This is a genomic window from Streptomyces sp. NPDC045846 (genome assembly GCF_056431605.1).
Genome location: NZ_JBWKKJ010000003.1, coordinates 510,594 through 533,979, shown reverse-complemented (window position 1 = coordinate 533,979; position 23,386 = coordinate 510,594). Strand labels below are relative to the sequence as shown.

Below are 23,386 nucleotides of genomic sequence, written 5' to 3'. Positions count from 1 at the left end.
CGGACCTCGGTGATCTCGGGACCGCGCTGGAGCTGACCCATCCCCCCCCCCAACCCCCACCCCCCCCCCCCCCCCCCCCCCCCCCCCCCCTCCACCCCCCCCCCCCCCCCGGGGTCGGGTCGCCCGGAGAGCAACGACGCGGCCGGGCAACCGACGTGCGGCCCTAGAAGAATCCGAGCTTCTTCGGGCTGTATGAAACAAGAAGGTTCTTCGTCTGCTGGTAGTGCTCCAGCATCATCCGGTGCGTCTCGCGGCCGATGCCCGACTGCTTGTAGCCGCCGAAGGCGGCGTGGGCCGGGTAGGCGTGGTAGCAGTTGGTCCAGACCCGGCCGGCCTGGATGGCGCGGCCCGCGCGGTAGGCCGTGTTCATGTCGCGGGTCCACACGCCCGCGCCCAGGCCGTACAGCGTGTCGTTCGCCGTGCCGATCGCGTCGTCGAAGTCGGTGAACGAGGTCACCGCCACCACCGGGCCGAAGATCTCCTCCTGGAAGATCCGCATGCGGTTGTCCCCTTCGAATATGGTCGGCTGGACGTAGTAGCCGCCCTCCAACTCGCCCTCGTACGAGACGCGTTGGCCACCGGTCAGGATCTTCGCCCCCTCCTGCTGGCCGATGTCGAGGTAGGAGAGGATCTTCTGGAGCTGGTCGTTGGAGGCCTGGGCGCCGATCATCGTGTCGGTGTCCAGGGGGTGGCCCGGGACGATCTGTTCCGTGCGGGCGACGGCCGCTTCGAGGAACTCGCTGTAGTGGCCGCGCTGGATGAGGGCGCGGGACGGGCAGGTGCAGACCTCGCCCTGGTTGAGGGCGAACATCGTGAAGCCTTCGAGCGCCTTGTCGCGGAAGTCGTCGTCCCGCGACCACACGTCGTCGAAGAAGATGTTGGGGGACTTGCCGCCGAGCTCCAGGGTGACCGGCTTGATGTTCTCCGAGGCGTACTGCATGATCAGCCGCCCCGTCGTGGTCTCCCCGGTGAAGGCGATCTTCGCGACGCGCGGGCTCGATGCCAGCGGCTTGCCCGCCTCCACGCCGAAGCCGTTGACGATGTTCACCACGCCCGGCGGCAGCAGGTCCGCCACGAGGCTCATCCAGAAGTGGATGGAGGCCGGGGTCTGTTCGGCCGGTTTGAGGACCACCGCGTTGCCCGCCGCCAGCGCGGGTGCCAGCTTCCACACGGCCATCAGGATGGGGAAGTTCCACGGGATGATCTGGCCGACCACGCCGAGCGGCTCGTGGAAGTGGTACGCGACCGTGTCGTCGTCGAGCTCGCTGAGCGAACCCTCCTGGGCGCGCAGGGCGCCCGCGAAGTACCGGAAGTGGTCGACGGCCAGCGGGATGTCGGCCGCCAGCGTCTCGCGCACGGGCTTGCCGTTCTCCCAGCTCTCGGCGACCGCCAGCTCCTCCAGATGGGCCTCCATCCGGTCCGCGATCCTGAGCAGGACGTTGGCCCGGGCCTCCGGAGAGGTGCGCCCCCAGGCGGGCGCGGCCGCGTGGGCCGCGTCCAGGGCCAGCTCGACGTCCTCGGCGGTGCCGCGGGCGATCTCGGTGAAGGGGCGGCCGTTGACGGGGCTCGGGTTCTCGAAGTACTGGCCGAGCCGTGGCGGCACGTACGCGCCGTCGATCCAGTGGTCGTAGCGGGACTGGAACGCGACGAGCGCGCCTTCGGTGCCGGGCGCTGCGTAACGGGTCATCTCCGGGGCCTCCCTCTGCCGCGCCGCCCGCCCTTGGGCGGCGCACGGTGCGCAGACTAGGCGCGCTGACGTTGCGGCCCCGTTGCGAGGCTCTGCTCCCTCAGGAGATCGCTCAACTTGACCCGCGCGGCGGCCTGTTGGCCGGCGGGGAGGGCTGCGGCCAGTGCCTGCCACACGGGGAGGTCCTCCTCGCCCCAGGGGCTGTACGCCCAGTCGGCGAGCAGGCCCGGATCGGCGCGTGCGATGAGCGCGGCCCGCAGCTGATCGGCCAGGCGCCGGCGCAGGCGGGCGACGGCGGGTGCCTGGGAGGCGGGAAGGAGCGGCCCGCCGTAGACGGTCATCGCGGCGGCCACCGCGCCGGAACCGAGCCGCCGGGCCACGGTGTCGAAGTCCGCCTCGATGGGGGAGGTGAGGCGATAGGGGCGGGAGGCGAGGAGCTCGGGGCCCAACAGGGCGCGCAGCCGCGACAGTTCGGCGCGCAGCGTGACGGGCCGCACGGATTCGTCCTCGTACAGGGCCACCAGGAGTTCGTCGCCGCTCAGCCCCTCGGGATGGCGGGCGAGCAGCACCAGGATCTCGCTGTGGCGCTGGCTCAGGCGCAGCTTGCGGCCGTCTGCCACGAGCAGCGCCTCGTTGCGGCCCAGCGCGCTGAGGCGGACGGCCTCGTGGGCCGGCGGCGGGGCCAACAGCGCCAGTTCGGCCTCGGCGGCCCGCGCGACCGCCTGGACGAAGCCGAGGCTGTGCGGGTGGGCGAGGCCGTCGCCGCCGGTGAGGTCGACGGCGCCGAGCAGCCGTCCGGTGCGCGGGTCGTGCACGGGGGCGGCGGCGCACGTCCACCGCTGGACCGGACGCCGGAAGTGCTCGGCCGAGAACACCTGGACCGGGCGGTCCTCCGCCAGGGCGGTGCCCGGCGCGTTGGTGCCGACCGCCGACTCGGCCCAGCGCGCGCCGGGAACGAAGTTCATCCGTGCGGCCGCGCCGCGGGTCCGGGGATGCCCCTCGACCCACAGGAGCCGGCCGTGCGCGTCGCACACGGCCACCAGGTGCTCGCCGTCACCGGCGTACGCTCCGGTCAGCTCCCGGATCACCGGCATGACGCGGGCGAGCGGATGGCTCTCGCGGCAGGCGGCGAGCTCCTCCTCGCCGAGTTCGACGCCCGCCGCGCCGTCCGGGCTGACCCGGGCCCGCACGGAGCGCTGCCAGGACGCCGCCACCAGCGGGCGGACCGGGCGCACCAGTCGGCCCGCCGTCGTGAACTCCTCGTGGGCGCGCCGCAGTTGGCCGCTGCGCTCGGCCGGGTCGGCCCCTGCCTCCAGGGCCACCCATGACTCGTCCCGCCTGTCCGTCAACCCGGCCTCCCCGCGCCGTATGGCCGCCTCCATCGTCGTCGCGGCCGCCCCGCCCGGCAAGGCGCGCGGACCGGCCACCGGGCAGGGCCAGGATCAGGCGAAGTTGACGAGCCGGATGTAACGCACCCAGTCCCACTCCGGTCCGGGGTCGGTGTGGTCGGTGCCCGGGACCTGGTAGTGGCCGATGATGTGCTCGCGGTCCTTCGGGATGCCGTACCGGTCGCAGATCGAGGCGGTGAGTGCCGCCGAGTGCTCGTACAGCGCGTTGGTGAAATAGGCGGGCTGGTCCACCCAGCCCTCGTGCTCGATGCCGATGCTGCGGGTGTTGTAGTCCCAGTTCCCCGCGTGCCAGGCGATGTCGTGCTCGCGGACCAGCTGCGCGACGTAGCCGTCGGCGGAGCGCGTCACGTAGTGCGCGGAGACCGTCTTGGCGGGGTTCTGGAAGATGCCGATGGTGTTCGACCACGTCTCCTGCGTGACGTGGATGACGACGTAGTCGATCGGGTACGCCGAAGGCCTGTTGGACGCGGTGTAGTTGGACGGGGAGGCGGGCATCCAGTGCGCGCCCGGATAGTCGGTGGTGCCGTCCGCCGCGGCCTCGGTCACCGGGAAGAGGAAGCCGGCGGCCGCCGTGGCGGCGCCCTGGAGGAGCCTTCTTCGGTTCATGGAACGCACCCCTGAACTAGGCGTGGAACGAAGGGAGTTGTGCGGCCCGCTCCCGCAGGTGGCGGTGCAGGCCCCGGTGCGGCTCGCCCTGCCGGGGCAGCCACTCCTTGCGGAGCTTGGCGACACAGGTGTAGTTGGTGTCGCAGACATTGGCAAGCGGCGCCTCACCCGCCTGGCTCACCAACTGGTAGGCGTCCAGCGCGCTCAGCCCGTAGTCGCGCTCCAGCCAGCGCACCAGATCCAGCTGCGAGACGCGGAAGGCGTCCTCCAGGGGCCGCGCCGAGCCCGTCGACATGATGTGGGTGTCGGACTCGATGCGCGGCCAGGGTGTCGCGACGCCCTTGAGGAGCTCGACCAGGACCACCGTGTTCATGGCGCACTCGACGGCGACTCCGCAGGTCTCGCCCTCGCCCTGGCGGGCGTGCCCGTCGCCGAGGCTGAACAGGGCGCCCTCGACGTTGACCCCGAGATAGCAGGTCACCCCGGTCCTCATCTCGGGGGTGTCCATGTTCCCGCCGTGGGCGTCGGGGACCAGCGCGGAGCGCACCTCCAGATTGGCCGGGGCCACGCCGACCGTGCCGTGCATCGGGTCCATCGGCAGCTCGACCTCGATGTCGCTCTCGCGGGCCCGGAAGAGACAGGTCCCGCGGGCCCGGTCGAGCTCCCACATCCACACCACCTCGGGCAGCGGCGGCTGGAGCGTGGCCGTCGTATGGGTGGAGGTGAGCGCGCCGAACAGGGGCACGGTCGTGGACGCCGCCCGGTCCCGCGCGGGCCGGATCGACACGAAGTGCACGGCCAGGGTGTCGCCGGGCTCGGCGCCCTCCACGTAGAAGGGTCCCGTCTGCGGGTTGAGGAAGGGGAACTCGCAGACCCGGGACACCAGGTCGTCCTCGCCGCGCACCCGTCCGGCGAAGCAGTCCTCGGTGAACAGGTCGAGTACGGTCCCGGGCGCGATGCGCGCGACGGGCGCCGCGCCCCCGAACGTCCAGGCGTACTCGTTCTCCTTGGGCCGCACGGTCACGATCCGCGGGTCGTCGCTCATCCTCGTACCGCTCCTGTCTCCTGGTGGTCCTCATCGGGATCGATGAGGTGAACGCGGCCGGTCTGCGCCAGCCGCTCGGGATACCGCCTGGCGAGGACCGCGAGCACGACGACCCCGGCCGCCATCCACACCCCGACGACCGGCCCGGCGTACGACACCGGCGCGGAGAGCCGGGCGACGAAGCCGAACGCGGGGATTCCCGCGGCGGTGAGCAGCGCCGGGACGAACGCGACGATGCCGAGGACCGGGAACAGGAGATGCCGTACGGGGCTGAGCAGGTCACGGCGCCGCCGCAGGAAGTATCCGGCGCAGGCCAGATCGGCCACGATGTACACGCCGATGATGACGGTGACGACGACCGTGGCGAGCAGGGCGAACGCCGTCACCGGGTCGTACCACAGCCCGAGCCCCAGCATCGCGGTCACCGCCACGACGAACTGCACGGCCACGCCGGTCACCGGGGAGCGGTGGCGGGGGTGGAGGCGGGCGAAGGGCCGGGGGAAGACGCCGATCCGGCCGAGCGCGAAGGCCGTACGCGTCGACACGGTGGAGCACGCGTTGGCGTTCGCCACCGTCGAGTTGACCACCGCGAGGAACAGGACCACCCAGAAGAGGCCGAACGAGGCCCGCGCCACGCCCTCCCACGAGGCGTCGCCGGACGCCCCGAACCCGGCGAACCGGTCGGGGCCGAAGTAGACCGCCATCGCGTACGTGGTCAGGACGTACACCACCCCGATCGCCAGCGCCGCGCCCAGGACCGCCTTGCGCAGGGTGCGCCGCGGGTCCCTGGCTTCCTCGGCGAGCGGGGCGGCCGCCTCGAACCCGGCGAAGGCGAGCACCGTGTAGACGGATCCGGCGAACACCCCGCTGACGCCGCCGTAGCCGTGCGCGGTGTGCGAAGTGCCGAACACCGAAAGGGTGTTGGCGGACCCGGCCGCCACGATCAGCATCAGGGCGAAGACCACGAAGACGAGCACCTCGAAGGCGCCGAGCACGGTGCCGAAGCGCGCCGAGGTCCGCACCCCGAAGAAGCCCGCGACCGCGATGACGACCGCCCCGGCCAGTGACCACGGCCACCACAGGTCCGCCGGGTACGAGGCCCACTGCTGGTGCAGGGTGCCCGCCGTGGTGAAGCCGAGCTGGAGGAGGAGCAGGGGCGGAACCAGGGCCTCGACGAACACATAGCCCCAGCCGACCAGGAATCCGATGGCTGGATGCAGACCGCGCGCGCTGTAGGTGGCGACCGAGCCGGCGGCGGGCAGGTGTTGCGCGAGCTCCGCCACGCACGACGCCGTGAACAGGCACGCCACCAGCGCGACCAGAACGGACAGCGGCAGGCTCCCGCCCGCGAACGCGGCGCCCGCCGGAATGGACGCGGCGACGGCCGCCGCGGGCGCCATCGCGGTGACGCTCTGGAAGAGGACCTCGCGGAGCCCGACGGCGTCGGTGGCGAGCCCGCCCGTGCCCGTACTGGCTTCCTCCGGCACCGGCGGCTCCCTCTCCTCGTCAACGGGCAAGGTTCGCACGGGAGTTACCGTACGGTCCGGGGTGCGCGGGGTGGAAGAGGACGGGGTGGCGGGAGTACCGGGGGCCGCGGTCGGCGGTTGGCGCAACGTGGGCGCAAGGCTCGCGCGGGGCTGCCTTTGCGCGGACTCTGGAGGGTATGGCCACGCCGCCCGTACCACCGAAGCCGCCCGGCCCGCCGCACGGTGAGGGCTTCGGGCCGCCCGCCTGGCAGCCGCCGTCGCCCGCCGGGCCGCCCGGGCCGCCGGGCGGGGAGCGGCGCAGAGGCCCCCTGATCCTCGCGATCGTGGTGGCCCTCGCGGCGATCGCCGTCATCGTCTTCGCGGTGAGCCGGGGCGGCGGCGAGACGCCGGGCAGCCCCGCCCGCAGCGCCACCCCGAGCCCCACCCCCACCCCCACCCCGTCCCTGAGCCTGCCGAGCGGATTGCCGACCGCGCTGCCGTCCGGGCTTCCCTCGCTGCCCACGGAGGCGCCGAGCGACTTCCCCAGCGAGCTTCCCAGCGGCTTCCCCAGCTCGTGGCCGAGCGGGATCCCTTCCGGCCTTCAGGGGCTGGTCTCGGCCGCGCGCCAACAGGGGTGAACGGACCTTGCCAGTGCGGGAGTTGGAGGTAGGTGAACTTCGTCCTGACTCCGCTGTCGACGATCCGGCCCGAAGGGGCGAATATCGCTGCCGATGCCACCGAGCTGGACCCCGCGGTCGGTGTCGACGGTGCCGGGGTGAGCGACAGCCTGGGAGGCGTACGCGCACGGTGAACCCGGGGAGGCGCCACGGCATGGGGCCCGGCTCCACCATGACGCCCCCGCGCGCGGCTCAGTGGCCGGCGCCCTCCTCGGCCTCGGCGAACATCGCCTCCAGCACCGCGGCCGGATCGCGGTCGGCCGGGCCCGCCGGAGCCCAGCGGCCGCGCTCCTTGCGGTAAGGCCACCACCGGCCGTCGCGGCCGAGGCGCAGCTGGGCGTCCCGGCCGGTCACGGTCCACCGGTTGCCGCCGGCCGGCCGCAACGCCGGGCGCTCACCCCGCGGCCAGGCCCGGTCGAGCCCCGCCACCGCCCGGGCCAGCTCTTCCGCCGTCGGAACCCACTCCTCCTCCAGGACGCGAAGGGCGGCGGCGCCACCGCACCGCCAGGCCTGTACGGCGGCGGCCAGGTCGGCCGGGCGGCGTCCCGAGGCGGCGGCGAGACGCGCCGAGATCCGGTCGTCTCGGCAGCCGGAGGCCAGCCGTACCAGGTCCTGATCCTCCGTCAACTCGGCTCGTATGGGCTGGCGTTCATGCCGCGGTGCCAGCGCGTCCGCGAGCATGCGGTGCGCCCGGGCCGCCGCGTCCGCCGCCAGGAACTCCAGCGCCGCCCGGTCGATACCGGGTGCCGGCTCCGTCTCGGTGTCCAGCCGCGCGGGCCCGCCCGGCTGCGGCGGAAGCCGCGGGACGGCGGGGAGCGGCGGCACGATGTCCCGCGCCGCGAAGGCCTCCCGGGCCGGGATGCCGTGAGGTATCACGGATGCCTCGGGCGCGGTGGCCGCACTGCGCTCCTGGAGGGCGTCGAGCAGCGGGCGCTCCGCACGCCCCCTCATCAGCAGCAGCACGAACGGATCCTCGTCCAGGAGTCGCGCCACCTGGTAGCAGAGCGCCGCCGTGTGCGGGCAGTGGTCCCAGGCTCCGCAGGTGCACTCGGGCTCCAGGTCGCCGATGCCGGGGAGGAGTTCGACCCCGGAGTTCGCCGCGTCCTCCACCAGGTGGGGCGGCATCTCGCGGTCGAGCAGAGCCGCGATGTGTCCGGCGCGCTCCGCCGCCATCGCGAGGAAGCGGTCCCAGGCGTCCTCGTCCAGCTCCTGGAGCAGCACGTCGCCGCGGTGGGAGGAGCCGTCCCGGTCCCGGATCACCGCGGTGATCCGCCCGGGCTGTACCGTCACCGCGCCGACGGCTCCCTTGCGCGCGAGCAGCCGTCCCCGTTTGAGCTGCTGCCCGTCGAGCGCGGTGTCCTCCAGCGCCTTCAGCCACGCAAGGCCCCACCAGCTCGTCGCGAAGCCGCGCCCGTGGGCGGCGGCGAGCGGCGCGAAGGTGCGCTCGTTCTCGTACGTGTCGCTCATCGCCCGCTCCCTCGCAGCGCCACCAGATCCGTCAGCTCGGCGTCGGAGAGTTCGGTCAGCGCCGACTCGCCCGACCCGAGCACCGCGTCCGCCAACTCCCGCTTGCGGTCGAGCATGTCGGCGATGCGGTCCTCGATGGTGCCCTCCGCGATCAGCCGGTGCACCTGGACCGGCTGGGTCTGGCCGATGCGGTACGCCCGGTCGGTGGCCTGCGCCTCGACGGCCGGGTTCCACCAGCGGTCGTAGTGGATGACATGGCCGGCCCGGGTCAGGTTCAGACCGGTGCCCGCCGCCTTCAACGACAGCAAGAACACCGGCACTTCGCCGTCCTGGAAGCGCCGCACCATTTCCTCGCGGCGCTCCACCGGTGTCCCGCCGTGCAGGAACTGGGTCGCCACCCCGCGCGCCGCGAGATGCTCCTCGATGAGGCGGGCCATCTGTACGTACTGGGTGAAGACGAGGACCGAGCCGTCCTCGGCGACGATGGTGTCCAGGAGTTCGTCGAGCAGTTCCAGCTTGCCCGAGCGGCCGCCGATCCGGGGATCGTCCTCCTTGAGGTACTGCGCGGGGTGGTTGCAGATCTGCTTCAGGGCGGTGAGGAGCTTCACCACCAGGCCGCGCCGCGCGAAGCCGTCCGCGCCCGCGATGTCGGCGAGCGTCTCGCGCACCACCGCCTCGTACAGACCGGTCTGCTCCGTGGTGAGGGAGACGGCCCGGTCGGTCTCGGTCTTCGGCGGCAACTCGGGGGCGATGCCCGGGTCCGACTTGCGGCGGCGCAGCAGGAAGGGCCGCACGAGCCGGGAGAGACGCTCGGCGGCCGCCGGGTCGGAGCCGCTCTCGGCGGCGGAGGCGTACCGCGTACGGAAGGCGGCGAGCTTGCCGAGCAGTCCGGGCGTGGTCCAGTCGAGGATCGCCCACAGCTCGGACAGGTTGTTCTCGACGGGCGTGCCGCTGAGGGCGACCCGGGCCCGGGCATCGATCGTGCGCAGTTGCCGGGCGGTCGCCGAGTACGGGTTCTTGACGTGCTGCGCCTCGTCGGCGACCACCATGCCCCACGGCACGGCGGCCAGCTTGGCGGCGTCCAGGCGCATCGTGCCGTACGTGGTGAGGACGAACTCGCCGGGCCCCACGGCTTCGAGCGACCGTGACGCGGCGTGGAAGCGGCGCACGGGGGTGCCCGGCGCGAACTTCTCGATCTCCCGCTGCCAGTTGCCCATCAGGGAGGTGGGGCACACGACGAGGGTCGGGCCCGCCGTCGCCGGATCGTCGTGGCGGTGCAGATGCAGCGCGATGAGCGTGATGGTCTTGCCGAGGCCCATGTCGTCGGCGAGGCAGCCGCCCAGGCCCAACGAGGTCATGTCGGCGAGCCAGTTGAGGCCGCGCAGCTGGTAGTCGCGCAACCGCGCCGTGAGCGCGGCCGGTTGGGCGACGGGCTGGTCGCGGTCGGCCTCGGGGTCGGCGAGCCGGTCCCGCAGCCGGGCCAGCCAGCCCGCCGCCTCGACGTCGACCCGGCGCCCGTCGATCTCGGTCGAGCCGGTCAGGACGGCCGCGAGCGCGTCGACGGGGGTCACCTTGCGGTCCTGCGCCGCGCGGGTACGGCGCACCTCTTCGGGATCGACGAGGACCCACTGGTCACGCAGCCGCACCACGGGCCGGTTCGCCTCGGCGAGCGCGTCCAGCTCCGACCGGCTCAGCTCCGTGTCGCCCAGCGCGAACCGCCAGGTGAACGCGAGCAGTGCGTCGGCCGACAGCATCGAAGGCGCCGAGGACTCGACCCGTTCGGGCCCGCGCTCCTGCGGGCCGATCACGGCCCGCGCCCTCAGTTCGCGGGAGAGCTCCTTCGGCCAGTGCACCTGGACACCGATCGCGGCCAGGGTGCGTGCAGCAGCGCCGAGCAGCTCGGCCGCCTCCTCGTCGGCGAGTTCGACCGCGTCCGGCACGGCGGCCGAGAGCAGCGGGGCCAGCGGGGGCCAGGCGCGGGCCGCCCGGCGCAGGGCCAGCAGGGCGTCCATGCGGGCGCGCGGCCCGAACGCGGCCGCCGTCGCCGATCCGGCCCACACCTCGGCGGCGTCCGCGACCAGCGCGGGATCGCTCACGCTGTGCATCTGGAGCACCGCCCGGAACTCCGGCCCGGCGCCGTCGGGGTCGGCCGAGGCGAGCCCCGGCAGCTCGACCCGCAGGGAGATCCGCACGCCCGCGTCGTGCCCGGCCGCCACGTCGGCGGCCCAGGCGCGCTGCTCGGGCAGCCGCCGGGGCGCCTCGGCGGCGAAGGCCGGCGAGCCGGTGGCCCGCATCGCGGCGGGGGTGCGGGGCAGCCCGTCGGCGACCGCGTCGAGGAAGGCGCGCAACAGCCGCTCCGGCTCCGGCAGCAGTACGGGCTCCGAGACGTCGAGCGGCACGGCGTGCGCCTCGGGAGGCATCGCGGCGGCCAGCTCGCGCACCTGGTCCAGCTCGTCCGCGCCGAGCGGGCCGACCCGCCACGCGTCGTGGTCGCTCGCGGTGAGGCCGGGCAACAGCAGCCCGCGCGCGGCGAGTTGGAGTGCGAGCAGCGCGGCCGTGCCCCAGAACGCGGCGGGGCGCGAGGCCTGGGCGGAGCCCCGGACGCGGGTGAGCGCGGGCAGCGCCTCCCGGACGGGCAGCAGGAGCGCGCGCACGGGGTGGAGTGCGAGGCTGGTGTCGACGACGGTCAGGTCCTCGACGGAGCCGGGGGCGGCCGGGGGTGTTTCGCCGTCGGGGTGCCAGAAGGCGACCCGGCCGGTGCGCGAGGGGTCGGCGGGCAGGAAGGTCACGGAACAGCGGGCGAGTTCGGCGAGCTGGGGCGGAGTGGGAGCGGGGAACCTCTGCACAGCGATAACGCATTCCTCAAATTTGACTACGTTGCCGGAGCGGCCGAGGGTACAGCAGAAAGCCGCCTGGCGGAGGCTCCGGCCGGTGAGCCGCGTCACACGCGATCCGATGAGGTGTTGCCAGCACCACCACGGTGCGCCGGGCAACCCCCCGCTCCGGGACGGGTGGTGGCGCCATGGTCGTCCAGGGGCCCCGATCCGTACGTTCGGACAGGTCAGCGCAGAGAACTGCGGGGGACGACCGACCGGAGACGTCATGCCACAGGCCACCATGCCGCAGCCCACCCAGGGCCTCGGCGCCCCTGCCGAGCCACGGGCGGGCAGCGAGTTCGCCCCGCTGCTCAAGGCGGTGAAGGGGCAGGGCCTGCTCGACCGGCGCACCGGCTGGTACGCCACCCGCATCGTCCTCAACCTGCTGGCCCTGGCCGCCACGGTCGTTGCCATGGTGGCCACCGGCGACACCTGGTGGACGCTGCTGTTCGCCGTGCCGCTCTCCGTGTTCTGGGCCCGCGGCGCGTTCTTCGGCCACGACGCGGGCCACGGCCAGATCACCCGGGGCAAGCGCGCGGGCCGGCTGCTCGGGCTGATCCACAGCGACCTCCTCCTCGGCATGAGCTACGCCTGGTGGAACGACAAGCACAACCGCCACCACGCCAACCCCAACCATGTCGACAAGGACCCCGACGTGGGTGTCGGCGCTCTGGTGTGGACCCAGCGCCAGGCCGAGCAGCGCGAGGGCCTCGCCCGCTGGCTCACCCGCAACCAGGCCCGGCTGTTCTTCCCCATGCTGCTCCTGGAGGGCATTGCCCTGAAGGTCTACGGATTCCAGGACCTCAAACGACAGCCGCCCCGCGAGCGGGCCGTCGAGGCGCCGCTGCTCCTCGTCCACCTCGCCGGGTACGCCGGACTGCTCCTGAGCGTCATGTCGCCGGGCAAGGCGCTTGCCTTCGCCCTGCTGCACCACGCCCTGTTCGGCCTGCACCTGGGCATGACCTTCGCGCCCAACCACAAGGGCATGGAGATGCCCGACCCGAACGACCCGGGGGACTCGGCCTGGGGGCACCTGCGCCGTCAGGTCCTGACCTCGCGCAACGTGCGCGGCGGCTTCTTCACCGACTGGTTCCTGGGCGGCCTGAACTACCAGATAGAGCACCACCTCTTCCCGAACATGCCGCGCCCGCACCTGCGGCTCGCCCAGCCGATGGTCCACTCCCACTGCGCGGCCCTGGGCATCCCGTACACGCAGACCACGCTCGTCGACTCCTACCGCCAGGCGCTGGAGCACATGCACGAGGTCGGTGCGCCGCTGCGGAAGTGACGCATAGTGGAAGTGCTGGAACCAGCGGGCGCGGCCGTGCGTTCTCTGGGCAGGAAGAGCGGTCGCGGACCGCGAAGAGGAAGGCGACGGACATGTCGAAGCGCGCGATGATCGCCGCCGGTGGAGTCGTGGCGGGGCTCATCCTGATCCCCCTGATCGGTTTCTGGCTGGCCCTGCTGGTGCTGATCGGCGTCCCCGTGGCGGCCTACCTCATGCTGGACCCGAGCCAGCGCCGCAGGCTGCGGCACATATCCCGCAAGGAACTCGGCCGCTAGGCGTCCGGCGAAGGCTCTGACCTGGCGCGATAGGCTCAGCCGAATCATTGGTACGGCAGAGGGGGCTCCGCGCGATGAGCGGCATCAAGGGCACGGTCACGGCGGTCAGCAGCAACGGGGAGTACTCGTTCACCAAGCCGAACCGGGACGGCATCACGCTGCTTCCCGGGCTCGGCGTGGCCGGCGACGTGCACGCGGGCGTGACGGTCAAGCACCGCTCCCGCGTCGCCCAGGACCCCACGCAGCCGAACCTGCGCCAGGTCCACCTGATCCACGGCGAACTCTTCGGCGAGCTCGCCGGGCAGGGCTTCGAGGTCGCGCCGGGCCAGCTCGGCGAGAACGTCACGACAGAGGGCATCGACCTCCTCGGCCTGCCGACCGGCACCCTGCTGCACATCGGCGCGGAGGCGGTCGTCGAGGTCACCGGTCTGCGCAATCCCTGCCTCCAGATCGAGGCCTTCCAGGAAGGCCTCCTCAAGCAGGTCGTCGGCCGTGACGACGACGGCAACATCGTGCGCAAGGCCGGGATCATGAGCGTGGTCCGCACGGGCGGCGAGATCCGTCCGGGCGACACGATCACGGCTGAGCTCCCCGAGGGCCCGCACCGGCCGCTCGAACGGGTCTGACCAAGGAGCTCAACCGGGGCTCCACGGCGGCGAGTCGGGGCGGGCGGGATCCCGGCCGGGAACGCGGGGGCCGGGCCCCCGCGTCCTCGCCCCTACTCGTAGTAGGAGCGCATCAGCTCCACGGACCACTCCGGCTGGGTGGTCTCGCCGCGGGGGCCGAACTCGGCGAGGTACGGCTTGATGTCCAGCACCGGTGTGCCGTCCACGGCGTCGAGTCCGGCGACGCGTACGTCGAGCCCCTCGACGCCGAGGATGCGGCAGCGCGAGACGCCGAGCCGGTTGGGGCGGTTCTTGCCCCGCTGGGCGAAGATCCCCACCAGGGGCCAGTCCGGATTGCCCCGCGGGCGCCGGGCGCCGGACTCGATCTTCTCGGGCGCCACCCGGTCGAAGTGGAAGACCACTTCGAGATGGGAGAAGTCCGCGAGACCGTACAACGCCTCGGCCCCGAACTGCTCGGCGTCGAGCCGGATCACCGCGGTCTCGCGATCCCAGTGGTCGTCGGCGACCTCGGCCCGCCCGCCGACCACGCGTCCCACCGGCCGGCACACCACGTCGGCCCCGCCCGAGACGGCCCCGTCCACGTCCCCCGTGCCGTCAACGACCCTGTCCGCCATGCCGTTTCCTCCCCTGGTGCGCCACAGGGCGCCCGGCCGGACCGGAACGCCGGGAGCGATCGTAACCAGGGTGATCGGCAGCCCGGGCGCCGGGACCCGCCTCAATGAACGTAAGGCGACGGCCCATTGAACTCTGTCCGGACCTGAACCCACCTTCCACACCATGTAGTAGCTTCGCCACGCCGCCCGTCTTCTGCGCGCGCTCCCCTGTCAGGGACCCACCACGCACCGAAAGCCGTCGATGTCTGTTCTGACCTACCCGGAAGCGATAGGCGTCGGCCTGCTCCAAGGCGTCACCGAGCTGTTTCCCGTGTCCAGCCTGGGCCACAGCATCCTGCTGCCCGCCCTGCTCGGCGGCCGGTGGAAGCGGGACCTCGACGTGTCGGCCGACGGATCGCCGTACCTGAACGTCCTGATCGGGCTGCACCTGGCCACCGCGCTCGCGCTCGTCGTGTACTTCCGCAAGGACTGGGTCCGGGTGGTGCGCGGCCTGGTGAGCTCGATACGCGAGCGCCGCGTGGCCACGGTCGACCAGAAGCTGGCGTGGCTGCTGATCGTGGCCACCATCCCGGTCGGCATCGCGGGGCTCGCCCTCGACCACCTCTTCCGCTCCACGCTGGGAAAGCCCATCCCGACCGCCGTCTTCCTCGCCCTGAACGGCATCGTGCTCTACCTCACCGAGCAGCTGCGCCGGGGTGGCACCGGCCGTCGTCGTGCGGGCGCCTCCGTGGCGCCGGGCGAGGAGCACCTGGGGCCGGACGAACTCTCGGACCGGCGTCTGACCGGGCTCACCTATGCCCAGGCGGCCTGGATCGGGGCGGCGCAGATCCTCGCGCTGTGCCCCGGCATCAGCCGCTCGGGCTCCACGATCAGCGCGGGCATCTTCCGCGGCCTGTCCCACGAGGACTCGGCCCGCTTCGCCTTCCTGCTCGCCACGCCAGTGATCGCCGCCGCGGCACTGCTGAAGGTGCCGTCCCTGCTCGGCCACGACGGCGACGGAATCCGCGGCCAGGTGCTGGCGGGCAGTGTCGCGGCCTTCGTCGCCGGGTACGTGGCGGTCCGCTTCCTGACCAAGTACTTCGAAACCCGCACCCTGACCCCGTTCGCGATCTACTGCACCCTGGCAGGCCTCGGCAGCCTGGCTTGGCTGACGTTGGGTTGAGGGTCCTCACGCCGGCCGCACGGCGATCGTCTCCAGGGCGTTGAGCAGGGCGGGGAGTTCGGGGCCTCGGCCTATCGGGTGGACCTCGCCCGGGTGCTCGTCGAGGAGGACGAAGGCGATGTCGTCCGTCCTGGCCACCAGGGACCAGCCGGGGCCGTCGGCGCGCAGGGTGCGGGCGCCGCCCGGGGCGAAGGCCGAGCGGACTCGGCCTGTCGGGGGTGCCGTGTCGAGGTAGCCGCGGAGTTCGGCCAGTACACGGCGTACTCCTGTCGACTCGCCATCGCCAGTCGGGGGTTCGGGTTCCGTCGCATCGGGGGTTTCCCCGGGGGCGGGGCTCTCGGTGGGGGAGGCCGCGTCGGGCTCGTCCGGCGCGAACGCGTCGGGGCCCAGTCGCTCCCGCCATGCCGCCCACTGCAGCGCGATCTCGTCCGCGCCCAGGCGGCGTTGGGCCGGGCCCCACTCGCTCGTGTCGGGGGGTGTCAGCGGGCGGGGGATGTCCGGGGCCGGTTCGGGGTCGTGCGGGGCGGGGACGTCCGGAGCCGAGATGGCCAGCTCCAGGGGCCAGCCCGGCAGGGCCGCCACCACGGTGCGTTCGTCCGGGGACAGCTCGTACTCCATGCCGCAGTCCCAGGAGGCGATCGCGACCGCCACGAGCGACACGTCGTCCACGACCACCGTCCAGCGGGCGCCCGTGCCGTCCTGGCCCAGCACGAGACCATAGCCCTGGGCGTACGGGCCGAGGCCGAGCGCCGCGCAGGCCTCGGGGTAGTCGTCGCCGAGCACGCTCGGGAACTGCGCGGGCGTCAGCAGCACCGCCGTGAGCACGTACAGCGCCTCGTCTGCGGCGGTTGCGGCCGCTTCGGCCTCGTCCGTCCCGGTCACGGAATCCTCCCCTTCGGTTCGCTCGTCGGCGCACCCTAACCAGTGGGTAACGCGGACGTCGAGGGTCCCGGGCCCTTGGCCTCAGGCCGCCGGCAGGCCCATCAGCTCCCGGGCGACCGCACTCGGCGACTCGTCGCGGTCGCGGGCCAGCGCGATGACCGCCCGGCAGGCCAGTTCGCGCACCCCGAAGGAGAGGGCTTCCGGGGAGACCCAGGCGGCCGCCTCCTCCAGGGCGTCCTGGTCGTCCTCCGCGCAGGCCGCCACGTACGCGGCCGCCGCCTCGAAGATGTTGTGGTGGCGGTCGTCCGCCTCTCCCGACCGGTCCGGCTTCCGGAATCTCCCGAACATCAGGGCCCCCTTCCCGTGGACCGACCCGGCCGCGGCGTCGCGGCAGCGCCGATCTTTCAAACGGTCCTGTCCAACGTAGAGTTGGACGTCCGTCGACTGATAGGGGGCAGCGGTGAATCGCTTCGACCGGCTCAGGGAGATCCAGCGGTTGGACCCGGAGCGGGACTTCCTCGCGATCTACCGGATGACGGCGACGCTGGAGTTTCCCTGGGACTACACGCGCGCCCTGGAGCTCGCGCTGTACCGGACGTACGCCGTCCCCAGCATCGGCCGGCTCCTCGCCGCGACCGCGGAGCTGACGGACCGTTCGCAGAAGCGGTACGACGACACGGCCCTGCTGCTCGATGCCGTACTGGAGCACGGCTTCGAGAGCGTGAGCGGGCGCGCCGCGGTGCGCCGCATCAACCAGATGCACCGCTCGTACGACATCAGCGACGACGACATGCGCTACGTCCTGTGCACCTTCGTGGTGATGCCCAAGCGCTGGATCGACTCCTACGGCTGGCGGCGCCTGAGCGATCACGAACTGCGCGCCGCGGCCCGCTACTACCAGACCCTCGGCAAGCACATGGGCATCAGGCGGATTCCGGAGTCCTACGAGGAGTTCGAGCGCTGCCTGGACGAGTACGAGGCCCTGCACTTCGCCTTCGACGACGGGGCGCGGCGGGTGTCCGACGCCACCCTCGATCTGATGGCCTCGTGGTACCCGGGCCCGCTGGCCCCCGTGCTGCGGACCGCCAGCCTCTCCCTGCTCGACGACTCGCTGCTGCGGGCGTTCCGCTACGACGCGCCCGCCCCCGCGGCCCGGGCCCTCGTCCGCGGCGCCCTGCGGCTGCGGGCCCGCGCCGTACGGCTGCTGCCCCCGCGCTCGACGCCTCATTACGCGCGGCAGAACCCGGAGGTCAAGGGCTACCGCAAGGGCTACCGGGTCCAGGATCTCGGCACCTTCCCGGTGCCCGGAGCGGGCGGTTGCCCGGTCCCGCACCTGCGGGCCACCGACGGCGAGTGAGCGCGACTCACTCCAGTGAACGCAGCGTCGCGCGGAGCCACTTGAGCTCCGCCGCGCTGGTGGCCCGGGCGATGGTGAGGATGCCCCGCCGGAACGGATCGTCCAACTCCTCGGCGGCGACCGGCCGTTCACCCTCGTAGAAGAAGCTCGCCGGCTCCTCCAGGAACTCCAGCCTGCGGCGCAGCACGGCGGCCTGCCGCGCCGGGTCCGGCAGATGGCGCAGGAACGCGAGCAGGGTGAACCAGCGGTTCTCGTCGGTGACGTCGAGGCGGTCCGGTTCGGCGAGCCGGTGCAGCAGGTCCCGGCGGCCCGCCGCGGTGAGGGTGAGCACGTGCCGGGGCGCGGCCGCCGCCCCCGGCTGGGTCTCGCGGGCCAGCAGCCCCGCCTTCTCCAGCCGTTTGATCGCCGGATAGAGCGTGCTCTCGCCGACCGGGCGCACGTGGCCGGTGAGCGCGGTGATGCGCTTGCGCAGCTCATAGCCGTGCAGCGGCGCTTCGTAGAGGAATCCCAGGATGGCGAGTTCGAGCATGCCCGCATTGTGCCGCATGCGTGGTGCCCCACGAAGTACATCGTTGACGTAGTACTACGTCAACGATGTATGGTCGGATGGCGAGGGCGCCGAAGGGGCGTCCGGAAACGGGGAGAGCGTCATGCGACAGGTGGAGTTCGACGGCCGGGGCGGCCGGATCCGCTGGACGGAGAGCGAAGGGAAGGGGCCCGCGCTCGTGTACGTGCACGGGCTCGGCTCCATGTCGGCCGTCTACCACGCGCACGTCGCAGGACATCCGGCGCTCGCGGGCCGGCGCCAGCTCTTCGTCGACCTGCCCGGCCACGGCATCAGCGACCGGCCCGCGGACTTCGGCTACACCCTGGCGGACCACGCCGACGCGCTCGCCGCGGCCCTCGACGCGGCGGGTGTGTCCGGTGCGGAACTGGTGGGGCACAGCATGGGCGGCGCCGTCGCCATCGTGCTCGCCGACCGCCGCCCCGACCTGGTCGCCCGGCTGCTGTTGTCGGAGGCCAACCTCGACCCCGACCCTGCGCCGACGGCGGGAAGCAGCGGCATCGCCGCGTACACGGAGGAGGAGTTCGTGGACGGCGGTGGCTTCGCGGCGGTGCTCGCGCGCGTCGGCCCGCTGTGGGCGGCGACCATGCGCCTGGCCGACCCGCTCGGCCTGCACCGCACGGCCGTCGGCCTGGTGCGGGGTACGCGGCCGACGATGCGGGAGCTCCTCATGAAGCTCCCGGTCGACCGTACCTATCTCGTGGGCGGGCTCAGCGGCGAACTGCGCGGGCGCACCGAACTCACCGGCCGCGGCGTCCGGGTCATGACGATCCCGGACGCCGGTCACAACATCATGTTCGACAACCCGGCGGCCTTCGTGCGCGCGGTGGCCTGGCTGGGTTGAGCCGGCGCCCGGCCCTCACCCCTCGCGCACGGCCACCGCGAGGTAGCGCTCGTCCTCGTCGGCGTACGACAGCAGCCGCCAGCCGGCCGAGGCGAGCAAGGGGCGCAGCCGGGGCTCCGCACGCAGGTCGTCGTCGGTGATGCTGCGCCCCTGGCGCGCGGCGAGCGCGGCCCGGCCGATGGGGTGGAACAGGGCGAGGCGGCCGCCCGGGCGTGTGATCCGGGCCAACTCCCGCAGGTTGTCGGCCGGTTGGGGCAGATGCGAGATGAGCCCGGCGCCGAACACCACGTCGAGGGACGCGGTGCGCAACGGCAGCCGGGCCACGTCGGCGCGGATCAGGGCCGCGTACCGGCCGCGTCCGGCCCGTACCGCTTCGGCGAGCATCTCCGGGGTGAGATCGGCGCCGATGACGGTGCCCTCTGGGCCCACCGCGGCGCGCAGCGGCTCCAGGGCGCGGCCCGTCCCGCAGCCCGCGTCGAGGACGGCGTCGCCCCGCGCGAGCCCGAGTTCGGCCACCGCCGCGGCGTACGCCGGGCCGTCGTCGGGGAACTTGCGGTCCCAGTCGGCCGCCCGGGCGGCGAAGAATTCCTGAACGTGTGTGTGGTCTTCGGCCATGCCGCCATGATCCCCCACGGCCCGCCGATCCCGCAGTGGCTGGAAATCGACCATGATGGCCAGGTTCGAACAAAGTCCGATCGCTCTGGAACATCTCTTCGTCATGTTCCAGCAGCTTTCGAACTGCGCCCCTGGCGTGCGCCCCTCCCCGGACTAACGTCCCTGGGCCATGGGACACCTGGACCACGCCGCCTTCGGCTGGCTGACACCCGTGCTGTCATACGTGATGGCCTGCATAGGCGCCGCCCTCGGGCTGCGCTGCACCGTACGCGCCCTGGGGGCCTCGGGCCGCTCCCGGCGCAACTGGCTGATCACCGCCGCCTCGGCCATCGGCACCGGCATCTGGACGATGCACTTCGTCGCGATGCTCGGCTTCGCCGTCACCGGCACCGACATCCGCTACGACGTGCTCCTGACCGTCCTCAGCCTGCTCGTCGCCATGCTCTTCGTCGGCGCCGGGGTCTTCGCCGTCGGCTACGGCAGGGACCGCACCCGCTCCCTGTTCCTCGGCGGCCTCGCCACGGGACTCGGCGTCGCCGGCATGCACTACCTCGGCATGGCGGCGCTGCGGCTGCACGGACAGGTCCACTACGACCCCCTGCTCGTCGCGCTGTCCGTGGTCATCGCCGTCGTCGCCGCGACCGCCGCCCTGTGGGCCGGGCTCAACATCAAGTCGCCGGTCGCCGTGGCCGTCGCGTCGCTGGTGATGGGCGCCGCCGTCAGCAGCATGCACTACACCGGAATGGTCTCGGTGAGCGTGGCCGTCGCCCCGAGCGGCGCCGGGCTTCCCGGGGCGACGGCGATGCAGTTCATCTTCCCCCTCGCCGTCGGCCTCGGGTCCTACCTCTTCATCACCGCCGCCTTCGTCGCGCTCTCCCCGACGGCACGCGAACGCGCCGAGTACGCCTCGGCGGAACAACTCGCCCCCACGCCCTGAACCATCCCGACGCGCCGCAACCGGCCCATCCGTAAGCGAGGAGTTCCGTGCGCATACCCCGCAAGGCCCCGGACGCCGAGCCGCCGATCCCGGTGGGTTCCCGCGGGCGACGCGCCCACGCAGGACCACCGGCCGCCGACGAACACGTTCCCGGGGCCCCGCCCGCTCCCCAGGACACCGGGGCCCTGTGGCGGCTGCGCCCGCGCACCGTCCGCGCCAAGATCGTCTCGCTCCTGATGGTGCCGGTCGTCTCGCTGCTCGCCCTGTGGGGCTTCGCCACCGTCACGACCGCGCAGGACGTGTCCGCGCTGCGCCAGTCGCGCCGCGTCGACGAACAGGTCCGCGCCCCGGTCGCCGCCGCTGTGACCGAGCTCCAGGCCGAACGCTGTGCCGCCGTACGGTACGTGGCCGCCCCCGCCGACGACCGCGCCGCCGAACTCGACCAGCAGACCAAACGCACCGACACCGCCATCGACAGGCTCAGACTCGACCCGAAACACACAGTCGCCGACGCGGGCGACCTGCCCGCGGGCGTGACCGAACGCCTGCGCGGCTTCGTCGAGCAGGCCCGGAAACTGCCCGCGCTGCGCACCGGCGTGCACGATCGCGGCACCGGCTGGGACGCCGCCTACCAGCAGTACACCGACACCATCGGCGCGGGCCTCGACGTCGACGGCGCGCTCGCGGACGCCCAGGGCCCGGCGCTCGGCGCCGACGCGCGCGTCCTGTACGAGTTCGGCCGGGCCGACGAGATGCTGGCCCGCGAGGACGCGCTGATCTCCTCCGCACAACTCGACCGCACCTTCACGGCCGACCACCTGCGCCGCCTGACCGGCGCCGTCGCGGCCCGCCGCGCCCTCACCGACAGTGCCACGGCCGACCTGACCGGCCCCGAACGCACCGCCTGGAACGCGGTGAGCGGGCAGAGCGCCTACGCCGCGCTGCACACCGCCGAGGAGAAGATCCAGAACGCCGAGCCGGGGCACGCCGCCGCGACGGCCGTCGACCCCGCCGCCTGGGACGCCGTGGCGGCCACCGTGCACAAGGGCATGAGCGACCTCCGGAGCGGCGCCGCCACCAACGCGGCCGACCGCGCCGACCCGTTCGCCCGCGGGCTGCTCACCGCGGGCGGCGCCGCCGTCCTCTTCGGCCTCGCCGCCGTCGCCGCCTCCCTCGTCATCTCCGTCCGCATCGGCCGCGGACTCGTCGTCGAACTCATCAGCCTGCGCAACAGCGCCCTGGAGATCGCCCGGCGCAAACTCCCCACCGCCATGGGCAGGTTGAGGTCCGGCGAGGAACTCGACATCCAGGCCGAGGCACCGCCCGGGCCGCCCGCACAGGACGAGATCGCCCAGGTCGGCGAGGCCCTCGGGACCGTGCACCGGGCCGCCCTGCACGCGGCCGTCGAACGCGCCGAACTGGCCAGCGGGATCTCCGGCGTCTTCGTCAACCTCGCCCGCCGCAGCCAGGTCCTCGTCCACCGCCAGCTCAATCTGCTCGACCGCATGGAACGGCGTGCCGAGGACCCCGGCGAACTGGGCGACCTGTTCCGCCTCGACCACCTCACCACCCGGATGCGCCGCCACGCCGAATCCCTAATCATCCTGTCCGGCGCCGCCCCCGGCCGCGCCTGGAGCGTGCCGGTCCCGCTCACCAATGTCGTACGGGCCGCGGTCTCCGAGATCGAGGACTACGCCCGGGTGGAAGTGCGTCAGCTCCCGGAGGCCGCGGTCACCGGCGGCGCCGTCGCCGACCTCACGCATCTGCTGGCCGAACTCGTCGAGAACGCGGCCCAGTTCTCGCCCCCGCACACCAAGGTCCGCGTCACCGGAGAGCCCGTCGGCAACGGCTACGCCCTGGAGATCGAGGACCGGGGGCTCGGCATGGGCGACGAAACCCTCGACGAGGCCAACCGCAGGATCGAACAGTCCGAGGCGCTCGACCTCTTCGACAGCGACCGGCTCGGTCTCTTCGTCGTCAGCCGCCTCGCCGCCCGCCACGCCGTCAAGGTCCATCTGCGCACCTCGCCGTACGGCGGCACCACCGCGGTCGTCCTGCTCCCCACCGGCCTGCTGCAAGCCGCCGTCACCGCCCCGTCCCGCCCCGCCGCCCGGCGCGAGGAGCAGCCGCCGCAACCGCGCGGCCGGATCGAGGCGCCCGTCGAAGCCGCACCCCGTCCCGCCCTGGTCGCCCAGCACGCGCCCCGGCCCGACTCCGCCGCGGTCCCCGCCGTCAGCACCCTGCGCCAGCGGGCCCGCGGCATTGCCCCCGACCGGGCCGAGGACGGACTGCCGCGCCGGGTGCGGCAGGCGAGCCTCGCTCCCCAACTGCGCGAGGCCCCCGCCCCCGAGGCCGACCCCGGCCCGGACGCCGCACCACCCACCCCCGAGCAGGCCCGGGACCGCATGACCGCCTACATGGGCGGCTGGGCCCGAGGCGGCGCCTCCCGCACCGCCACCAGCACTCCCGCACCGGGCGCACCCGGCGGCGACCACACGAGCGAAGGAGACCGCGCATGATCGACCACCAGAGGCTCGACGCCCCGCACCCCACCGGCTCGGCACCCGGTACGGGCGAACTCGACTGGCTCCTCGACGACCTGGTCCTGCGGGTGGGCGAGGTCCGGCACGCGGTCGTGCTGTCCAACGACGGCCTCGCCGTGGGCGCCTCCAGCGCGCTGACCCGAGAGGACGCCGAGCACCTCGCCGCCGTGGCCTCCGGTTTCCACAGCCTGGCCAAGGGCGCCGGACGCCACTTCAGGGTCGGCGGCGTGCGCCAGACCATGGTCGAGATGGACGAGGGCTTCCTCTTCGTCGCGGCCGCCGGGGACGGCTCCTGCCTCGCCGTACTGTCCTCGCTCACCACCGACATCGGACTCATCGCGTACGAGATGGCGCGCCTGGTGAAGCGGGTCGGCGAACACCTCTACACGCCGCCGCGGCACATCGTGCGCCCGCCGGCCGCCGGTTGACCGGAAAAGGGGCGCCC

The 23,386-nt window shown here is 73.1% G+C and carries 23 protein-coding genes; 11 read left to right on the top strand and 12 right to left on the bottom strand.

Features of this window, described 5'->3' with window-relative positions:
* Positions 1-163 precede the first annotated feature (163 nt).
* The 5 genes from exaC to AC07F3_RS11420 are packed head-to-tail and all read right to left on the bottom strand — an operon-like array spanning position 164 to position 6,273.
* Positions 164-1,687 carry an acetaldehyde dehydrogenase ExaC gene (gene exaC / locus AC07F3_RS11440; protein WP_479112783.1) on the bottom strand — a complete coding sequence of 508 codons (1,524 nt, stop codon included), beginning with the start codon at positions 1,685-1,687 and terminating at the stop codon, positions 164-166.
* Positions 1,688-1,743: 56 nt separating this feature from the next.
* Entirely contained in the window at positions 1,744-3,069 is a 1,326-nt protein-coding gene (locus AC07F3_RS11435; protein WP_479113099.1) for a GAF domain-containing protein, read from the bottom strand.
* A gap of 60 nt (positions 3,070-3,129) precedes the next feature.
* The gene (locus AC07F3_RS11430) at positions 3,130-3,702 is read right to left on the bottom strand and encodes an N-acetylmuramoyl-L-alanine amidase (protein ID WP_479112781.1); all 573 of its coding nucleotides are present in this window, start codon (positions 3,700-3,702) and stop codon (positions 3,130-3,132) included.
* Between the two features lie 16 nt (positions 3,703-3,718).
* On the bottom strand, positions 3,719-4,747 hold the full coding sequence (locus AC07F3_RS11425) for an acetamidase/formamidase family protein (protein ID WP_479112779.1): 1,029 nt from the start codon (positions 4,745-4,747) through the stop codon (positions 3,719-3,721).
* Positions 4,744-6,273, bottom strand: coding sequence for an APC family permease (locus tag AC07F3_RS11420; RefSeq protein ID WP_479112777.1), 1,530 nt, complete (start codon positions 6,271-6,273; stop codon positions 4,744-4,746). Before AC07F3_RS11420 ends, AC07F3_RS11425 begins: the two co-directional genes overlap by 4 nt.
* A 137-nt stretch (positions 6,274-6,410) precedes the next feature.
* On the opposite strand from AC07F3_RS11420, the gene AC07F3_RS11415 reads away from it, so the two are divergent.
* Positions 6,411-6,851: a hypothetical protein gene (locus AC07F3_RS11415; RefSeq protein WP_479112775.1), complete on the top strand. Its 441-nt coding sequence runs from the start codon at positions 6,411-6,413 to the stop codon at positions 6,849-6,851.
* A 32-nt stretch (positions 6,852-6,883) separates the two neighbouring features.
* Positions 6,884-7,024 carry a hypothetical protein gene (locus tag AC07F3_RS11410; RefSeq protein ID WP_479112773.1) on the top strand — a complete coding sequence of 47 codons (141 nt, stop codon included), beginning with the start codon at positions 6,884-6,886 and terminating at the stop codon, positions 7,022-7,024.
* Positions 7,025-7,082: 58 nt separating this feature from the next.
* Here AC07F3_RS11410 and AC07F3_RS11405 read toward each other — a convergent pair whose 3' ends face one another.
* Together AC07F3_RS11405 and AC07F3_RS11400 are read right to left on the bottom strand one after the other, a co-directional pair.
* Positions 7,083-8,357, bottom strand: a complete 1,275-nt coding sequence (locus AC07F3_RS11405) for an SWIM zinc finger family protein (RefSeq protein WP_479112771.1) — start codon at positions 8,355-8,357, stop codon at positions 7,083-7,085.
* Positions 8,354-11,203, bottom strand: a complete 2,850-nt coding sequence (locus AC07F3_RS11400) for an SNF2-related protein (RefSeq protein WP_479112769.1) — start codon at positions 11,201-11,203, stop codon at positions 8,354-8,356. The genes AC07F3_RS11405 and AC07F3_RS11400 overlap by 4 nt, the downstream gene beginning before the upstream one ends.
* 256 nt (positions 11,204-11,459) lie before the next feature.
* On the opposite strand from AC07F3_RS11400, the gene AC07F3_RS11395 reads away from it, so the two are divergent.
* The 3 genes from AC07F3_RS11395 to AC07F3_RS11385 all read left to right on the top strand — a co-directional run bounded on the left by AC07F3_RS11395 (position 11,460) and on the right by AC07F3_RS11385 (position 13,422).
* Entirely contained in the window at positions 11,460-12,521 is a 1,062-nt protein-coding gene (locus tag AC07F3_RS11395; protein WP_479112767.1) for a fatty acid desaturase family protein, read from the top strand.
* A 92-nt stretch (positions 12,522-12,613) separates the two neighbouring features.
* Positions 12,614-12,796, top strand: coding sequence for a hypothetical protein (locus AC07F3_RS11390; protein ID WP_053724879.1), 183 nt, complete (start codon positions 12,614-12,616; stop codon positions 12,794-12,796).
* A 74-nt stretch (positions 12,797-12,870) separates the two neighbouring features.
* Positions 12,871-13,422, top strand: a complete 552-nt coding sequence (locus tag AC07F3_RS11385; protein ID WP_479112765.1) for an MOSC domain-containing protein — start codon at positions 12,871-12,873, stop codon at positions 13,420-13,422.
* Between the two features lie 92 nt (positions 13,423-13,514).
* On the opposite strand, the gene AC07F3_RS11380 is transcribed toward AC07F3_RS11385, so the two are convergent.
* Entirely contained in the window at positions 13,515-14,036 is a 522-nt protein-coding gene (locus AC07F3_RS11380; RefSeq protein ID WP_479112763.1) for an SAM-dependent methyltransferase, read from the bottom strand.
* A gap of 241 nt (positions 14,037-14,277) precedes the next feature.
* On the opposite strand from AC07F3_RS11380, the gene AC07F3_RS11375 reads away from it, so the two are divergent.
* Complete coding sequence (locus AC07F3_RS11375) at positions 14,278-15,198, top strand: undecaprenyl-diphosphate phosphatase (RefSeq protein ID WP_479112761.1); 921 nt, start codon at positions 14,278-14,280, stop codon at positions 15,196-15,198.
* Between the two features lie 6 nt (positions 15,199-15,204).
* On the opposite strand, the gene AC07F3_RS11370 is transcribed toward AC07F3_RS11375, so the two are convergent.
* Both AC07F3_RS11370 and AC07F3_RS11365 read right to left on the bottom strand, forming a co-directional pair.
* On the bottom strand, positions 15,205-16,080 hold the full coding sequence (locus AC07F3_RS11370; protein ID WP_479112759.1) for a hypothetical protein: 876 nt from the start codon (positions 16,078-16,080) through the stop codon (positions 15,205-15,207).
* Between the two features lie 81 nt (positions 16,081-16,161).
* Positions 16,162-16,428: a hypothetical protein gene (locus AC07F3_RS11365; RefSeq protein WP_479112757.1), complete on the bottom strand. Its 267-nt coding sequence runs from the start codon at positions 16,426-16,428 to the stop codon at positions 16,162-16,164.
* Between the two features lie 112 nt (positions 16,429-16,540).
* Here AC07F3_RS11365 and AC07F3_RS11360 point away from each other — a divergent pair, with 112 nt between their 5' ends.
* Positions 16,541-17,437, top strand: a complete 897-nt coding sequence (locus AC07F3_RS11360) for an oxygenase MpaB family protein (protein WP_479112755.1) — start codon at positions 16,541-16,543, stop codon at positions 17,435-17,437.
* A gap of 7 nt (positions 17,438-17,444) precedes the next feature.
* Here the strand turns inward: AC07F3_RS11360 and AC07F3_RS11355 are convergent, their stop codons facing one another.
* Positions 17,445-17,966: a PadR family transcriptional regulator gene (locus tag AC07F3_RS11355; protein ID WP_479112753.1), complete on the bottom strand. Its 522-nt coding sequence runs from the start codon at positions 17,964-17,966 to the stop codon at positions 17,445-17,447.
* 121 nt (positions 17,967-18,087) lie between these two features.
* Here AC07F3_RS11355 and AC07F3_RS11350 point away from each other — a divergent pair, with 121 nt between their 5' ends.
* Positions 18,088-18,846: an alpha/beta fold hydrolase gene (locus AC07F3_RS11350; protein WP_479112751.1), complete on the top strand. Its 759-nt coding sequence runs from the start codon at positions 18,088-18,090 to the stop codon at positions 18,844-18,846.
* A gap of 15 nt (positions 18,847-18,861) precedes the next feature.
* Here AC07F3_RS11350 and AC07F3_RS11345 read toward each other — a convergent pair whose 3' ends face one another.
* On the bottom strand, positions 18,862-19,461 hold the full coding sequence (locus AC07F3_RS11345; RefSeq protein ID WP_479112749.1) for a class I SAM-dependent methyltransferase: 600 nt from the start codon (positions 19,459-19,461) through the stop codon (positions 18,862-18,864).
* Between the two features lie 169 nt (positions 19,462-19,630).
* Here AC07F3_RS11345 and AC07F3_RS11340 point away from each other — a divergent pair, with 169 nt between their 5' ends.
* Genes AC07F3_RS11340 through AC07F3_RS11330 form a run of 3 tightly spaced genes read left to right on the top strand, consistent with a single transcriptional unit; the run spans position 19,631 to position 23,369 of the window.
* Entirely contained in the window at positions 19,631-20,398 is a 768-nt protein-coding gene (locus AC07F3_RS11340) for an MHYT domain-containing protein (RefSeq protein WP_479112747.1), read from the top strand.
* 47 nt (positions 20,399-20,445) lie between these two features.
* Positions 20,446-22,917 carry a sensor histidine kinase gene (locus AC07F3_RS11335; protein ID WP_479112745.1) on the top strand — a complete coding sequence of 824 codons (2,472 nt, stop codon included), beginning with the start codon at positions 20,446-20,448 and terminating at the stop codon, positions 22,915-22,917.
* Positions 22,914-23,369 carry a roadblock/LC7 domain-containing protein gene (locus tag AC07F3_RS11330; RefSeq protein ID WP_479112743.1) on the top strand — a complete coding sequence of 152 codons (456 nt, stop codon included), beginning with the start codon at positions 22,914-22,916 and terminating at the stop codon, positions 23,367-23,369. The genes AC07F3_RS11335 and AC07F3_RS11330 overlap by 4 nt, the downstream gene beginning before the upstream one ends.
* Positions 23,370-23,386: the final 17 nt, after the last annotated feature.